This window comes from Miniimonas arenae, from assembly GCF_006351005.1.
Classification (GTDB): domain Bacteria; phylum Actinomycetota; class Actinomycetes; order Actinomycetales; family Beutenbergiaceae; genus Miniimonas; species Miniimonas arenae.
This window is the reverse complement of the sequence record NZ_VENP01000062.1, coordinates 1-15411: the sequence shown is the minus strand read 5'-3', so window position 1 is coordinate 15411 and position 15411 is coordinate 1. Positions and strand designations below refer to the sequence as shown.

Here is a 15411-nt window from a genome sequence, read left to right as displayed (position 1 = left end):
AAACCTCCGTCACCGGCCTCCTCCGTGAGCTGACCGCGCGGAGCCTGCTGACGGTGCCGACGCCGAAGCGCCCCTCGAAGCCGCTCGGGAAGAACACCCTCTACAAACTGCTGACGAACCCCTACTACGCCGGGGTGATCCGCTACAAGGGCGCGCTGTACCCCGGCGCGCACGACCCGATCGTGGAACTCGCCTTGTTCGACAAAGTGCAATCACTCCTGAAAGCACGGACGGCGAAGATGACCCGCCACGTCCAGCACGCCCACCACCTCAAGGGCCTCCTGCACTGCGGCACCTGCGGGTCACGCATGCTGCTCGACTTCGCCACCAACCCGCGCGGCACCACCTACGCCTACTTCATCTGCTCCGGCCGCGCCGCCAAGAAGACACCCTGCACCCGGCGCGCGGTACCCGTCGCCGTTGCCGAACGTCTCGTCGCGGACTCCTACGCCTCCATCACGATCAGCGACACCACCTACCAGCGCCTCACCGCCGACGTTGACGCGGCATTCGACAAGCGCAACGCAGGCCAGGATCAAGAGGTCGCGGACTTGACGGCGAACCGTGCACGATTGGAAGCCGAATCCGACAAGCTCCTCGCGGCGCACTTCGCAGACGCCATCGACCTCGACACCTTGAAGCGCCACCAGGATCGCATCCGCGCGGGCCTCGCGGACGTGAACCGCCGACTGGCCGAGCACAGCGAACACCACACCGGCGGGCGCGCGTTCCTCCACGACTCACTCCGGCTGCTTACCGACGCGCACCGCGCCTACGCGCACTCTGGTGACGCCGACCGGCGGCTGGCGAACCAGGCGTTCTACACCCGGCTCGACATCACCGACGACGAACAACTACGCCCGAGACTGGCTGAGCCGTTCGCCACCATCATCCGCGAAGCACACGACAGCGACGCCGACGACGGCAAGGAGGCGGAACACGAACATGACTCTTCGCATGTCGCGTGTTCCCGTAAGACACTTTGGGTGGAGCAGAAGGGACTCGAACCCTCAACCCCCTCGATGCGACCGAGGTGCGCTACCAATTGCGCTACTGCCCCGTGACTCCTGCGAGCCACGCTCCTCCAGTCTCCCGGAGGCGCCAGGAAACCCTAGCACCGGATCGCGGCTGCGCCGAATCGGCGGGCTCCCGCCCGGCCGCCCGGCGCGCCGACGAGCACCCACCCGCAACCCGCCGAGCCGACCCACCGCCGAACGCAACCCCTACCGCACGGCCCCGAGCGGCGCCGTCGTGACCGGGTCCTCACCCCGCGCGATGCGCGCGTCGAGCTCGCCGACCAGGGTGCGGCTCGCCGTCGTGCGGTACGAGGAGTCGAGGAGCTCGGCGACCTCGTGCCAGGACGTGAACGAACCCCCGGCGTCGGGGAGGTCGAGGTCCACGCCGGTCCAGCCGGAGGGCCCGAGGTAGGCAGGCTCGAAGGCGCGCGGGTCGTCGGCGAGGGCGCGGGTCTCCTCCGGCGGCAAGTGCACCATGAGGGCGTGGTCGCGGCGCGGACCCGCAGGCTCTCCGCGCACCCCGCCGCCCAGGTAGGCGAACACCGTGCGCGTGCGGAACGAGGGCCGACCGTGCGTCTCCACCTCGATGGCCTCGGGGAAGGCGAGCGCCACCCGCCGCAGCCCGACGAGGACGGGATCGGAGTCGTCGTACATCCGGGGGTGCGGCACGGGACGACCGTGGCCTAGATCCAGCCCACGTGCAACGACTCGTTGTTGTGGAACCACATGTGCGCGTACCAGTAGTCGTACGGGATGGGCGTGCCGGTCCAGATCGGCCAGAAGAACGCGGCCAGCAGCAGTGCGGCGGCCACGACGCCCGCGAACACCCAGCTCCCGGTCCGGCGGCGCTGCACGCTGGCCCCTGGCGGGCCGAGCACGAGGCCGAGCGCGTACGCCAGCGCGAGCACCACGTAGGGCACGAACGCGACGGTGTAGAACGTGAAGATCGTGCGGTTCGAGAACGGCAGGGAGTAGCTGAACCACGGCAGGTACATCGCGACGTAGCCGGCGAGGATCGCCCACGCGCGCCAGTCCCGGTGCCGGACCGCGAACCAGATCACCACGAGCAGCGCCGCGGCACCGCCCCACCACACCACCGGGTTGCCGAGCGCGAGGACCGCCTCGACCCAGCGCCCGGACGCCCCGGCGGGCGTGTCGACGTCCTGCCACGCGAACGACGTCGGCCGCATCTGCAGCAGCCAGCCGATCGGGTGGCTGGAGTAGGAGTGCTCGGACTCCAGCGTGGTGTGGAAGTGCCACGCCTGCAGGTGGTACTCCCACCACGAGTTCAGGGTGTCCGGCAGCCACGTGCGCTGCGGCTCGGCCGCCACCGCGTTCACCTCGACCGCCCACTGCCGGTTGTACGCGTTCGTGCTCGCGAACCAGCTCGTCCAGCACGCGACGTAGGTCACGACGGCGATCGGCACCATCGCGAGCGCGCTCGAGATCCCGTCGCGCACCGCGCCTGCGCCGACCCAGAGCCGCACGCCGACCGTGCGGCGGGCGGCGATCGACCACGCGACGGCAGCGATGCCGAACACGGCGACGGCGTAGATGCCCGACCACTTCACTCCGCACGCGAGGCCGAGCAGCACGCCGGTCGCCACGAGCCACCAGCGCACCCCGAGCCGCGGGCCCCACGGATCCTTGAGCGTGCCGTCGCGCGCGATCGCCTCCGCGGTGCGTGCGGCGAGGATGCGTCTGGTGCGATCTCGGTCGAGCAGGAGCGTGCCGAACGCGGCGAGCACGAACGTGCTCACGAAGATGTCGAGCAGCCCGGTCCGGCTGAGCACGAGATGCATGCCGTCGACGGCGAGCAGCAGTCCCGCGGTCGCGCCCAGCAGGGTGGAGCCGAGCAGGCGGCGGCCGATCCGGATGACGAGCAGGACCGAGATCGTGCCGGCGATCGCGGCCGACAGGCGCCACCCGACGATCGACTCCGGACCGAGCAGCTTCATCCCGATCGCGATGAGCCACTTGCCCAGCGGCGGGTGCACGACGTAGTCGCCGTTCGTCGTCAGGCCCGAGAAGTCCCCGCGCGCGAAGGCCGGGTCGGAGTCGTCGGCCCAGTCGCCCTCGTAGCCCAGCACGAGCATCGAGTACGCCTGCTTGACGTAGTACGTCTCGTCGAAGATCAGGCGCGCGGGCCGGTCGAGGTTGACCAGGCGCAGCACGGCGGCGAACGCGGTGATGACGAGCGCGACCGTCCAGCCGACCGCGCGGCTGCCCTCGACGCTGCGCACGAGGCGGGGGAGCAGGGCGTCGCGGATCTCGGCGGCGGAGCCGTGCGGCTGCTCGGCGTCGAGCGTGGCTGTGCCGGTGGCGCCGGTGCGTCCGGTTGCCGGGGACCCCGGGGGCGGCTCGTCGACGCCGGGGGCTGCGGCCGGCGGGGGTGCACTCACCCGGCGAGTGTAGGTGGGACCACCCCGCCCGCGCGGTGCACGACGGCGGAGCGCTGCGGCCGTGCGCGCACGGCGCGTCCGGCGGTGCGTCCGCCGCGTGACGCAGCCGGGATGATGGGGACGTGAACGCGACCGAGGGCGGGGACGAGTCGGCACTCGAGGTCGGGCCGGAGGCGGGGCCCGACGCCGGACCCGGCCGGGCGTCTGGCCGTGACGCATCCCTCGCGCCGGGGGCCGACACCGGGCCGGAGCAGGGCCTCGAGCCCGACGCCGAGCTCGACCTCGACGCGGACGTCGAGGCCGAGGCGGCCGAGGAGCTCGAGGCGGAGCTCGACGAACAGCTCGAGGCGGAGTTCGAGTCGCAGGCGAAACCGGACGCGGCGCACTGGCGCGGGCTCGGCAAGATCGTCCTCGCGGCGACGCCGATCGGCAGCGCCCGCGACGCCACGCAGAACCTGCACGACCTGCTGGCCGAGGCGGACGTCGTCGCGGCCGAGGACACCCGCACCCTGCGCGAGCTGCTGCGCCGGATCGGTGTGACGCCGTCGGGCACGCTCGTGAGCTACCACGAGCACAACGAGCGCGAGCGGGCCGAGGAGCTGGTCGCGCGCGCCGCGGCTGGCGCGACGGTCGCGGTCGTGACGGACGCGGGGATGCCGTCGGTGTCGGACCCGGGGTACCGCGTGACCGTGGCCGCGCACGAGGCGGGCGTGCCCGTCACGGCGCTGCCGGGGCCGTCGGCGGTGCTCACGGCGCTCGCGGTGTCGGGCCTGCCCTCGGACCGGTTCAGCTTCGAGGGGTTCGTGCCGCGGCGACCGGGGGAGCGGCGACGGCTGTTCGCCGAGCTCGCGACCGAGCGGCGCACCATGGTGCTGTTCTCCTCCCCGCACCGGGTCGCGGACGAGCTCGCCGACCTCGCCGCGGCATTCGGGGCGACGCGTCCCGCGGCGGTCTGCCGCGAGCTGACGAAGCGCTACGAGGAGGTGCGCCGCGGCGGGCTTGCCGAGCTGGCCGACTGGGCGACGGCGGGCGTGCGCGGTGAGATCACGCTGGTGGTCGGCGGGGCGACGCAGGCCGACGGCGGGCTCGACGGTCGGACGGACGCCTCCGCGCTCGCGGCCCGAGCCCTCGAGCTGGCGGCCGGTGGGCTGCGCCTCAAGGACGCGGCGGCCGTCGTGGCCGAGGGGGCGGGGGTCTCCAAGCGCGAGGTGTACGAGGCGGCGCTCGCCGCTCGTCCCGCGCCCTGACCCCCGTCGGCGAGGGGCCGCTCTCCTGTCGCGGTTCTGGCGCGTTTCGGCGCGAGCAAGCGTGGGCGAGCGACGGGCGCGAGGCGAGCTGCGCCGTCGGGCGTCAGTCGACGGCGGTCTCGAGGGCGACGCCGGCGTCGCGCATGACCTCGCGCGCCGCCTCGCCCTGCTCCTCGCTGACGGGGACGGTGAGGTCGGTGAAGACGCGGACGGTGAGGCCCTCGTCGAGGGCGTCGAGCGCGGTGCGCAGGACGCAGTGCGACTCGGCGATGCCGACCACGTCGACCTCGTCGATCCCCTCGGCCGCGAGGAGGTCGCCGAGCGCGGTGCCCTCCTCGTCCACGCCCTCGAAGCCCGAGTAGGCGGCGGCGTACTGGCCCTTCTTGACGGAGTAGTCGGGGTCGAGGTCGGCCAGCGCGGGGTGCAGCTCGGCCTCGTCGGTGCCGGCGATGCCGTGCGGCGGCCAGGTGTCGATGAAGTCGGGGTTCTCGGAGAAGTGGGCGCCCGGGTCGATGTGCCAGTCCTGCGTCGTGACGACGAGGTCGTAGTCGGCCCGGTTGTCCGCTGCGTACGCCGCGATCGCCTCGGCGACGGCGTTCCCGCCCTCCACCGCGAGGGCGCCTCCTTCGCAGAACGTGGGCTGGACGTCGACGACGATGAGAGCGCGTGCCATGCGCTCCAGGCTATGTGGCGACGAGTAGGTTCGCACCCATGGACTTCCGCCGCATCTCCGGGCTGCCCCCGTACGTCTTCACGATCATCGACGGGCTCAAGGTTGAGGCGCGTCGGGCCGGGCGGGACGTGGTGGACCTCGGCTTCGGCAACCCCGACCTGCCGAGCCCGCAGATCGCCGTGGACAAGCTCGCCGAGGCCGCGCACAACACCCGCAACCACCGCTACTCCTCCTCGCGCGGCATCCCGAAGCTGCGCGAGGCGGTCGCGGCGCTGTACGAGCGACGGTTCGGCGTGGTGCTCGACCCCGAGCGCGAGATCCTCACCACGATCGGCGCCAAGGAGGGCTTCAGCCACCTCATGTGGGTGCTGCTGCAGCCGGGCGACACCGCGATCGTCCCCACCCCGAGCTATCCCATCCACATCTGGGGCCCGTACTTCGCGGGTGCCTCCACGCTCCAGGTGCCGATGGGCGACGGCGACGACGGCGCCGGGTACATCGACCGCGTCATGGAGACGTGGGAGCTCGGCTCGCCGAAGCCGCGCGCTGTGGTGCTGTCGTTCCCGCACAACCCGACGACGAGCACCGTCGAGCTGGCCGACCTGCAGCGGCTCGTGGACTGGGCGCGTGAGCGCGACGTGGCGCTCGTGCACGACCTCGCCTACGCCGACATGTGCTTCGACGGGTGGCAGCCGCCGTCGATCCTGCAGTGCGAGGGGGCGAAGGAGGTCGCCGTCGAGCTGTACTCGCTGACGAAGTCGTTCTCGATGGCGGGCTGGCGCGTGGCGTTCATGCTCGGGCGCACCGACGTGATCGCGGCGCTGCAGCAGCTCAAGAGCTACCTAGACTACGGCACGTTCCAGCCGATCCAGATCGCCGCGACCGTCACCCTCAACGAGGCGCAGGACTACCCGGCCGAGCTGTCCGCCGTGTACGAGTCGCGGCGCAACGCGCTCGTGGACGGGCTGGCGCGCGCGGGGTGGGACATTCACAAGCCTCGCGGCACCATGTTCGCGTGGGCGCGGATCCCCGAGCCGTACCGCGAGATGGGGTCGATCGAGTTCGCGACGCACCTCATCAGGGAGTGCGACGTGGCGGTGTCGCCGGGGGTCGGCTTCGGGACCGGGGGCGACGGGTTCGTGCGGTTCGCGCTGATCGAGAACGAGCAGCGGATCGCGCAGGCGGCCCGGTCGATCCGGCGGGGGCTGACGCGGCTGCACTGACGGGGTGGGGCTGCGCGGCTGGGGCTGCGCGGCTGCACGGACGCGGCGGCTGGGGTTGATGCGGCGCCGCTGGGCGGGTGCCGGACGCTTTGACTGGTCGGCCCGACGCTTTGACTGTCCAGATCCCCGATCGCCTCGGCCGGCGGCGAGCGCGCCGCTCTGACCTGCAGCGATACGAAGAGCCCGCGCCGCGATCAGCACCCGACCAGTCAGTACGTCGGGGAGACCAGTCAAAGCGTCCGGGGCAGCGCGGGGCTTCAGTCGCCGGCGACGCCAGCGGGGCGTACGTGGGGCGTCAGCTGGGAGACCTGCTCGAGTGCCCGGGCCGCGCGCTCACTCACCTGAGTGCCGCGGCGTGCGAGGCACTCCGCGCGCAGAAGCCCGACCTCGTGCCGCTCAGCGTCCCCGATCCGGCGGCTGAAGGGCCGCGGCCGGGGATCGACCTCCAGCAGATCGGCCACCTCGGCACAGATCGCTTGCGGATCCGCGTCCTCCCAGGCGAAGCGCAGCACCGCGAACCCGAGATGCGCCGCGCGACGGTCCCGGCGGCGATCGGTTCGGTAGGGACGGCGATCGCGGTGGTAGGCGAACCCGTCGATCTCCACGATGATCCGGCCGTCGACCAGCAGGTCCACCTCGCCGACCCCCGGGATCAGGCAGCCCGCGATCACGCCGTGCCCCGCCGCCACGAGTGCGAGGCGCGCGGTCGTCTCCTCGTAGGCGCGGCTCGCGACGTCGAGGTCGCGCTCGAGGTCATCGGCGAGCGAGCGGTTGCTGGCGCGAACGCCGGCGAGGACGACGTCGACGCCCGGAGCTCCGGGGACGAGCCTGGCGAGCTCGAGTGCCGACAGCGCGTCGAGATACGGCAGGCACGACATAGCACGGACGAGCGCATCCTCGGGAGGGGCGACCCGCACGCCGAGATGGCGGCGGATCGGCCCGTAGTGCAACCGCACTCCGGGCGGACGGCGCCCTCGCATCCCGCGATGCGACGGGACGGTGACGTGAGCCACCGTCCCGTCGCCCCGAACCGTGAAGCCATAGCTGCGAAGTGCGGACAGGCAGTCGACCACGCCGTCCACCTGGACCGCTCGAACGAACTCGTGGGCTGCGGAGGGCAGGGCGTAGCGCCCGTGACCGACTCGGTTCAGCGCTCCGGTGGCGACGACCCGATTGACGGACCGCCGGTGTGCGCCCAACTCGCGCAGCGTGGCGACGCCGTTCAGACGCCGCATCGTCTCAAAGATGCTCATAAGGAGCATCGTGGCGTCACGGAGGCGTGCCTGCCAGGTGTGGTTCGCGCCTGTGGACGGCGTGGGCCCGACGCTTTGACTGGTCGCCCGGACGGATTGACTGGTCGGGCGGTCGACGGCGCCGAGGCGGGACGGACCCGGGGCCCTGACCTGCGGCGATGCCAGGTTCGACGCGAGCGCTTGGATCTGACCAGTCAATCCGTCCGGGCGACCAGTCAAAGCGTCACGGGCACGGCGGGCCCGGCCGCTGCCCGCGGGCCGCGGCGGCCCGCGCCCGGCGCCGCCGCCCGCGCCCGCGGCGGCCCACCCGCGGCGGCCCGCCCGCGGCGGCCCACCCGCCCGCGGCGGCGCGATCCCGTGCCCGCAACCTAGGATGGTCGCCCGTGAGCCACATCCTCTCCGCCGTCGCCTGGCCCTACGCCAACGGCCCGCGGCACATCGGTCACGTCGCCGGTTTCGGCGTTCCCTCCGACGTGTTCAGCCGGTACATGCGGATGGCGGGTCACGACGTGCTCATGGTCTCGGGCACCGACGAGCACGGCACCCCGATCCTCGTCCAGGCCGAGCAGGAGGGCGTCCCGCCGCAGGTCCTGGCCGACCGGTACAACCGCGTCATCGTCGAGGACCTGGCGCAGCTCGGCCTCACCTACGACCTGTTCACCCGCACCACGACGCGCAACCACTACGCGGTGGCCCAGGAGCTCTTCCGCCAGGTGCACGCGAACGGCTACATGATCGAGCGCACCACCACGGGCGCGATCTCGCCGAGCACGGGCCGCACGCTGCCCGACCGCTACATCGAGGGCACGTGCCCGATCTGCGGCTACGACGGCGCGCGCGGTGACCAGTGCGACAACTGCGGCAACCAGCTCGACCCGAGCGAGCTGAAGAACCCGCGCAGCCGGATCAACGGCGAGACGCCCGTCTTCGTCGAGACCGAGCACTTCTTCCTCGACCTGCCCGCGCTCACCGACGCGATCGCGGCGTGGCTGGAGACCCGGACCAACTGGCGCCCGAACGTCCTCAACTTCTCCCGCAACCTGCTCAAGGACGTGCGCCCGCGCGCCATGACGCGCGACATCGACTGGGGGATCCCGGTCCCGCTGGAGGGCTGGAGCAGCAACCCGAACAAGCGCCTGTACGTGTGGTTCGACGCCGTCGTCGGCTACCTCAGCGCGAGCATCGAGTGGGCCCGCCGCGAGGACGTCCGCACCGGCGGCACCGGCGCGCCGGACTCGACCACGGCCCAGCGCTGGCGCGAGTGGTGGAACGACCCGACCGCCCTGTCCTACTACTTCATGGGCAAGGACAACATCACCTTCCACTCCCAGATCTGGCCCGCCGAGCTGCTCGGCTACGCCGGCAAGGGGGACAAGGGCGGCCACCCCGGCGCCTACGGCGAGCTCAACCTGCCCACCGAGGTCGTCTCGAGCGAGTACCTCAACGTGGCCGGCGAGCAGTTCTCCACGAGCCGCGGCGTCGTCATCTACGTGCGCGACATGCTCGCGCGCTTCCAGCCCGACGCCCTGCGCTACTTCATCGCCGCCGCCGGCCCGGAGAGCAGCGACGCCGACTTCACCTGGCCCGAGTTCGCCCGGCGCACCAACGACGAGCTCGTCGCCGGCTGGGGCAACCTCGTCAACCGCACCGCCACCCTCGTGCACAAGAACTACGGCGCGGTCCCGACGCCGAACGAGCACACCACCGACGACCTCGCCCTCCTGCAGCTCACCCAGGCGGGCTTCACCACCGTGGGCGACCTGCTCGGCTCCCACCGCCAGCGCGCCGCGGTGGGGGAGGCGATGCGCGTGGTCGGCGAGGTCAACCGCTACGTCTCGGCGCAGCAGCCGTGGACCCTCAAGCAGGACCCGGACCGCCTCGCGACCGTGCTGCACACCATGACCCAGGCCGTCGCCGACTGCAACGTCCTGCTGGCCCCGTTCCTGCCGCACTCGGCGCAGCAGGTGCACGAGCTCTTCGGCGGCACCACGGCCCTCGCGCCGCAGCCGCGGATCGAGGAGGTCACCGACCTCGACGACGACGAGCGCACCTACCCCGTGATCACCGGCGACTACCGCGTGGGCGAGACGCTCGCGCCGTGGGCGCGCGCCGACGTCGTGCCCGGCACCCCCGTGGCCAAGCCGGCGCCGGTGTTCACCAAGCTCACCGACGAGGTCATCGCGGCCGAGATCGAGCGGCTCGCCGCACCGCGCGGCTGAGTCGGGCGAGGGTCGGGACCCGCCATGGCGAAGAAGCGCGAGAAGGGCTGGCCGCCCCCGCCCGAGCCGCTGCCGCTCGCCGTCGTGGACAACCACACGCACCTGCTCTCGGCGGCCGACCTCGTGCCGGACGGCGAGCGGCTCCCGACGGCGAGCGAGGAGATTGCGTGGGCGCGCGCCGTGGGCGTGACGCGCCTCGTGCAGGTCGCGTGCGACCTGGACGCGATCGAACCGAGCCTCGCGCTGGCGCGCGAGCACGCGGAGGTGGTGCTCGCCGTCGCGCTGCACCCGAACGAGGCGGTGCTGCACGCGGGCGTGCGGGAGGTGGCCGCAGACGGGCTCGAGCCCGATCCGCAGCCCCGGCACGAGGTGCCGTTGGACGAGGCGCTCGACGCCGTCGCGCGCGCCGCGACCGACCCCCGGGTCCGCGCGATCGGCGAGACCGGCTTGGACCACTTCCGCGGCGGCGAGCGCGGGCAGGCCGTGCAGCGCGAGGCGTTCCGCGCGCACGTCGCGCTCGCGAAGGAGCGCGGGCTGCCCCTGCAGATCCACGACCGCGACGCGCACGAGGACGTCGTCGCGCTCCTGCTCGCCGACGGCGCTCCCGAACGCACCGTGTTCCACTGCTTCTCGGGCGACGTGGCGCTGGCGCGCACGTGCGCCGAGCACGGCTGGTACCTGTCGATCGCCGGTCCGGTGACGTTCCGCGCGAATGACGAGGGGCGCGCCGCGGTCGCGGCCGTCCCGCTCGAGCTGCTGCTCACCGAGACGGACGCTCCCTACCTCACGCCGCACCCGTACCGCGGACGGCCGAACGGGCCGTACCTCCTGCCGCACACGGTGCGGCAGATCGCCGAGGTCCGGGGCGAGAGCCTCGAGCGGGTGTGTGCCGTGACGTCCTCGACGAGCGAGGCGCTGTACGGGCCGTGGTGAGCGCCGGTTCGCGCGCGACGCCGCACGGGCCGCGGGTCCTTTCGGCCCGCGTTTCGGGCAGGACGCGCCGACGCCCCTCGCCCCGTGCGTGACCGTTCCGTTATCGTCGAGCGGTCCCCTGACGAGGAGTGCGTTCCTGTGACACCGCCCCGCCGAGCCGTCAAGCTCGGCCTCAACACCGCCGTCCTGCTGGCGCTCGCCGCCGGGACGGGCGCCGTGGTGCTCGCGGACCCCGCGCCGTCGGCCACCGCCGCCCACGCCAACGGTGCCCTCGAGGGCGAGGCAGCGGCCGCGCAGGGCTCCGCCGGGACCGACACGACGAGCGCCGACATCCCGCTCCTCAACACCACGCTCGCCGGAGAGGACGTCGTGCACGTGACGCCGGTGTCACGCTCGCAGGACCGCGCCGCGCTCGTCGACGGCAACGGCGTGACGTTCACGGTGACCGTCGACGGCGTCGCCACTCCGCTCACGACGACCGCGGACACGCTCGCCGACGCGCTCGCGGACGCGGGCATCGTGCTCGGCTGGGACGACCAGGTCAGCGCGCCGCTGACCTCCGCACCGCCCGCGGGCGGGGAGGTGACGATCGGTCGGGGCACGACGGCGTACGTCACGGAGCAGGTCGTCACGCCGCACGCCACCGAGGAGCGCGAGAGCTCGAGCCTGGAGCAGGGCAAGACCCGCGTGCTCCAGGCCGGGGTCGACGGCGACGCTCGCGTCACGAGTCGGGTGCGCCTCGTCGACGGGGTCGAGGTGGGCCGCGAGACGCTGCTCTCGATCACGCTGACCGAGCCGGTCACCGAGATCGTCGAGGTCGGGACGAAGGTGACCGTCGCGGCGGCCGCGCCGTCGACCGGCGGTGCGATGGACTCCGACTCCGCGCCGAGCTCGTCCGGCGCCTCCGCCGTGGCACCGACGACGTCGGCCGACCCCGGCTCCAACCGGGCGATCGGCAAGGAGCTCATGCTCGCCTACGGGTTCGGCGAGGACCAGTGGGGCTGCCTGGAGAACCTCTGGACGCGCGAGAGCGGCTGGAACCACCTGTCGAGCAACAAGTCCTCGGGGGCGTTCGGCATCCCGCAGGCGCTGCCCGGGTCGAAGATGGCCTCGGCCGGCGCCGACTGGGCCACCAACCCCGCGACGCAGATCCAGTGGGGCCTCGGCTACATCGCCGGCCGGTACGGCACGCCGTGCGGCGCGTGGTCGGCGTTCCAGAGCAAGGGCTGGTACTGACCGACGTCTGACCTCCACTCCTGACCCGCCCTTTACCACGACCTGAACCGTGCCGCGCCGCGACACGCTGTGACCGGGGTCACTGAGGGTGGTCGGTCGATAACGATTCGGTTACGGTGGGCGCCGAGCGGCTTGCGCCAGGGGGGCGTGCCGCTCTCCCACGCCGGTCAGCCGCCGCGCCTTCGGGTGCCGCGCGACCGGGCCGCACCAGCTCAGGAGACGCATGTCGGACCGCACGCAGCCCGAGGACGCTTTCGACGACGCCCTGGGCGGCGTGCCCGAGGACGGCACCATGCAGCGCCCGGCCTCGGACGCCGCGGCGTCCGAGACCGCGCTCGACGGCGAGCCCACGCTCGCGGGTGAGGCGCTCGACGGCGAGCCCGCGCTCGACGGCGAGCCCGCGCTCGACGGCGAGCCCGCGCTCGACGGCGAGGCCACCCTCGAGGGCGAGGCGCTCGACGCTGACGCCGCTTCCGACACCGACCCCACCGCCGCCGAGGCGACCACCGCCGAGGCGACCGCCACCGCGCGACCCGTGCGCCGCCGTCGTCGGCGCGTCCTGCTCGCCTCCGCCACCGCGCTCGTGCTGCTGCTCGGCACCGGCGGCGTCGTCGCCGCGCAGGCGCACAAGACCGTCACGCTCGAGGCCGACGGCGAGACCACGACCTCCGGCTCGTGGCGCGGCACCGTGGGCGGCTTCCTCGAGGACCAGGGCGTGTCGCTCGGCGAGCACGACGAGGTCATCCCCGACCTCGAGACCCCGCTGTCGGACGCGACCACGGTCGAGGTGCTCCGCGCTCAGCCGGTCGACGTGGTCGTCGACGGCGAGCAGGACGTCCTGTGGACCACCGCCGAGGACGCCGGAGCGGCGCTCGCGTCGTTCGCGCTCGAGGGCCGCGGCTCCGCTCAGATGGTCGTCTCGCGCTCGGCCGGGCGCACGGAGGTCGACCTGCCGCTGGCGGAGAAGACCACGATTCACGTGATCGACGGTGACAAGAACCTCGTCCTCGCGCCGGGTACCACGCTGCAGCAGGCGCTGAACCAGGCCGGGATCACGCTCAACGACTCCGACGAGATCAGCGTGACGAGCGCCGCCGACGGCTCGAGCGTCGTGACGATCGTGCGCGTCGTGCTCTCGCAGCGCGTCGAGACCGAGGTCATCCCGCACACCTCGCGCCAGGTGGAGAGCGACGAGTACTACGTCGGCACCACCAAGGTCACCACGGAGGGCGTGGACGGCACGCTCCAGCGCACCTACAACGTCACCACGCGTGACGGCCAGGTGGTCTCCGACGAGCTCGTCGAGGAGGCCACGACCGTCCCCGCGGTCGAGGAGGTCGTGACGGTCGGGACGAAGAAGCGCCCGGTGGCCACGCCGAAGGCGACGACGTCGTCCTCCTCCGGCTCGTCGTCGGCGAGCTCCTCCTCGTCGGACTCGTCCGCCGCCGCGTCCGAGTCGACCTCGACCGTGAGCGGCGACGTCTGGGCGCAGCTCGCGCAGTGCGAGTCGGGCGGCAACCCGAGCATCGTGAGCTCGAACGGCAAGTACCACGGCCTGTACCAGTTCACGGTGTCCACCTGGGCGTCGGTGGGCGGCTCGGGCCTGCCGTCCGAGGCCTCCGCGGCCGAGCAGACCCAGCGGGCGCAGGCCCTCCAGGCACGCTCGGGCTGGGGCCAGTGGCCAGCGTGCGCCCGCAAGCTCGGCCTGCTCTGACGCAGACCCGCCTGCGGTACGCCTGACGAGACCCACCCCGCACCGGGGTGGGTCTCGTCGTCGGTAGCCTCGTCGGGTGACCGAGCCCGCTTCCGAGGAGTCCGCCGACGCGTCCGCCGTTCCTGCGCCGCCCGTCGCCGTCGACCTGCTCACGACAGCGGACGTGCGCCAGCTCCTCGGCCTCACCCAGGTGCGCCCCACCAAGGCGCTCGGGCAGAACTTCGTCACCGACCCCGGCACGGTGCGGCGCATCGTGCGGGCCGCGCACGTGGCGCCCGGCGACGTCGTCGTCGAGGTCGGACCCGGCCTCGGCTCCCTCACGCTCGGCCTGCTCGAGGCGGGCGCACGCGTCGTCGCCGTCGAGATCGACCCCCCGCTGGCGGCCCGGCTCCCGGTGACCGTCGCCGCGAAGGCGCCGCTCGCCGTCGCGAACCTGCGGGTCGTCACCGCAGACGCGCTCGCCGTCACCGACGTGGCGTACGACGGCGAGCCCCCGGTCCGCCTGGTGGCGAACCTGCCGTACAACGTGGCCGTGCCGGTGCTGCTGACCATGCTCGAGCGGTTCCCGACGCTGCGCGAGGGGCTCGTCATGGTGCAGGCGGAGGTCGCGGACCGGATCGCGGCGCCGCCGGGGTCGAAGGTCTACGGCATCCCGTCCGCGAAGGCGGCCTGGTACGCGGAGGCGAGCCGCGCGGGCGCCGTCGGGCGCACGATCTTCTGGCCGACGCCGAACGTCGACTCCGCGCTCGTGCGGCTGGTGCGGCGCGACCCGCCCGAGGTGGGGGCGACGCGCGAGGCGACGTTCGCCGTCGTCGACGCGGCGTTCGCGCAGCGCCGCAAGACGCTGCGGGCGGCGCTGGCGGGCTGGGCCGGGTCGCCGGCGCTCGCGGAGGAGGCGCTGCGCGCGGCGGGGATCGACCCGAGCCGGCGCGGCGAGACGCTCACGATCACGGAGTTCGCGTCGATCGCGGCGGCACGCCCCGCCTGACCGTTCGCGAGGTGATCTTCGTCCTTTCGCGAGAGGATCTTCGTCCTTTCGCGAGGTGATTCCCGATGCGCGACGGCGAGTATCGCCACGCGGACAACCTCGCGCTCGCGGAGCGACGGACTTGCTCTCGCGAAAGGACAGAGATCCTCTCGCGAAGCGACGGACTTACTCTCGCGAAAGGACGGACTTACTCTCGCGAAAGTACGGACTTCCTCTCGCGAAAGGACGGACTTCCTCTCGCGAACGGGGCGGAGGGCGGGCGGAACCGATCGAGCCCGACAGCTACCCCATCGCCGTGGCGGTGTAGGTGTCGAAGGTGGTGGTGAGGGGGAAGGTGGCGGTGGAGCCGGCCCAGGTGCCGAGGCCGAGGGTGCCGGCGTCTTGGAGGGGCGTGGTGGTGCCGGTGTGTCGCGCGTCAGACTTAGCCTCGTGATTTCACGCCGGTAGTGGGTTGGAGACGGCGAAGGTGCCCCTGACCTGGGATGATGTGTCTTGCGACGGACAGAT

The 15411-nt window shown here is 72.8% G+C and carries 11 protein-coding genes, 1 tRNA gene and 1 pseudogene; 8 read left to right on the top strand and 5 right to left on the bottom strand.

Annotation, left to right across the window (positions count from 1 at the left end; all coding sequences use genetic code 11):
- Positions 1–431 (top strand): annotated as a pseudogene (locus FH969_RS15855) (recombinase zinc beta ribbon domain-containing protein); the annotation flags it as partial.
- A 556-nt stretch (positions 432–987) separates the two neighbouring features.
- On the opposite strand, the gene FH969_RS13000 reads toward FH969_RS15855, so the two are convergent.
- The 3 genes from FH969_RS13000 to FH969_RS12990 form a co-directional block, all read right to left on the bottom strand.
- Positions 988–1060 (bottom strand) — tRNA-Ala (locus FH969_RS13000).
- 163 nt (positions 1061–1223) lie between these two features.
- Positions 1224–1685: an MmcQ/YjbR family DNA-binding protein gene (locus tag FH969_RS12995; RefSeq protein ID WP_108718097.1), complete on the bottom strand. Its 462-nt coding sequence runs from the start codon at positions 1683–1685 to the stop codon at positions 1224–1226.
- A gap of 14 nt (positions 1686–1699) precedes the next feature.
- A complete protein-coding gene (locus FH969_RS12990; RefSeq protein WP_246071935.1) occupies positions 1700–3418 on the bottom strand; it encodes a dolichyl-phosphate-mannose--protein mannosyltransferase in 1719 nt (572 codons plus the stop codon).
- Positions 3419–3822: 404 nt separating this feature from the next.
- On the opposite strand from FH969_RS12990, the gene rsmI reads away from it, so the two are divergent.
- Positions 3823–4665 (top strand): 16S rRNA (cytidine(1402)-2'-O)-methyltransferase, encoded by an 843-nt coding sequence (rsmI, locus tag FH969_RS12985; protein ID WP_246071937.1) that lies wholly within the window; start codon positions 3823–3825, stop codon positions 4663–4665.
- 103 nt (positions 4666–4768) lie between these two features.
- Here rsmI and FH969_RS12980 read toward each other — a convergent pair whose 3' ends face one another.
- Positions 4769–5338: an isochorismatase family protein gene (locus FH969_RS12980; RefSeq protein ID WP_139987511.1), complete on the bottom strand. Its 570-nt coding sequence runs from the start codon at positions 5336–5338 to the stop codon at positions 4769–4771.
- 38 nt (positions 5339–5376) lie between these two features.
- Here FH969_RS12980 and FH969_RS12975 point away from each other — a divergent pair, with 38 nt between their 5' ends.
- The gene (locus FH969_RS12975) at positions 5377–6561 is read left to right on the top strand and encodes an aminotransferase class I/II-fold pyridoxal phosphate-dependent enzyme (RefSeq protein WP_108718094.1); all 1185 of its coding nucleotides are present in this window, start codon (positions 5377–5379) and stop codon (positions 6559–6561) included.
- Positions 6562–6818: 257 nt separating this feature from the next.
- Here FH969_RS12975 and FH969_RS12970 read toward each other — a convergent pair whose 3' ends face one another.
- A complete protein-coding gene (locus FH969_RS12970) occupies positions 6819–7478 on the bottom strand; it encodes a DUF559 domain-containing protein (RefSeq protein WP_180359802.1) in 660 nt (219 codons plus the stop codon).
- Between the two features lie 719 nt (positions 7479–8197).
- Here FH969_RS12970 and metG point away from each other — a divergent pair.
- The 5 genes from metG to rsmA all read left to right on the top strand — a co-directional run bounded on the left by metG (position 8198) and on the right by rsmA (position 14904).
- Positions 8198–10033: a methionine--tRNA ligase gene (gene metG / locus FH969_RS12960; RefSeq protein WP_139987509.1), complete on the top strand. Its 1836-nt coding sequence runs from the start codon at positions 8198–8200 to the stop codon at positions 10031–10033.
- Positions 10034–10057: 24 nt separating this feature from the next.
- A complete protein-coding gene (locus FH969_RS12955; protein ID WP_139987508.1) occupies positions 10058–10966 on the top strand; it encodes a TatD family hydrolase in 909 nt (302 codons plus the stop codon).
- 138 nt (positions 10967–11104) lie between these two features.
- Positions 11105–12202 carry a resuscitation-promoting factor gene (locus FH969_RS12950; protein ID WP_180359801.1) on the top strand — a complete coding sequence of 366 codons (1098 nt, stop codon included), beginning with the start codon at positions 11105–11107 and terminating at the stop codon, positions 12200–12202.
- A 223-nt stretch (positions 12203–12425) separates the two neighbouring features.
- Positions 12426–13916 (top strand): resuscitation-promoting factor, encoded by a 1491-nt coding sequence (locus tag FH969_RS12940; protein WP_180359800.1) that lies wholly within the window; start codon positions 12426–12428, stop codon positions 13914–13916.
- A gap of 76 nt (positions 13917–13992) precedes the next feature.
- Positions 13993–14904, top strand: coding sequence for a 16S rRNA (adenine(1518)-N(6)/adenine(1519)-N(6))-dimethyltransferase RsmA (gene rsmA / locus FH969_RS12935; RefSeq protein ID WP_139987504.1), 912 nt, complete (start codon positions 13993–13995; stop codon positions 14902–14904).
- Positions 14905–15411 lie beyond the last annotated feature (507 nt).

Bases quoted from the DNA above. Each gene is read 5' to 3' on its own strand.
- FH969_RS12980 (WP_139987511.1), bottom strand. From the start codon at position 5,338: ATGGCACGCGCTCTCATCGTCGTCGACGTCCAGCCCACGTTCTGCGAA.
- FH969_RS12975 (WP_108718094.1), top strand. From the start codon at position 5,377: ATGGACTTCCGCCGCATCTCCGGGCTGCCCCCGTACGTCTTCACGATC.
- FH969_RS12955 (WP_139987508.1), top strand. From the start codon at position 10,058: ATGGCGAAGAAGCGCGAGAAGGGCTGGCCGCCCCCGCCCGAGCCGCTG.
- FH969_RS12940 (WP_180359800.1), top strand. From the start codon at position 12,426: ATGTCGGACCGCACGCAGCCCGAGGACGCTTTCGACGACGCCCTGGGC.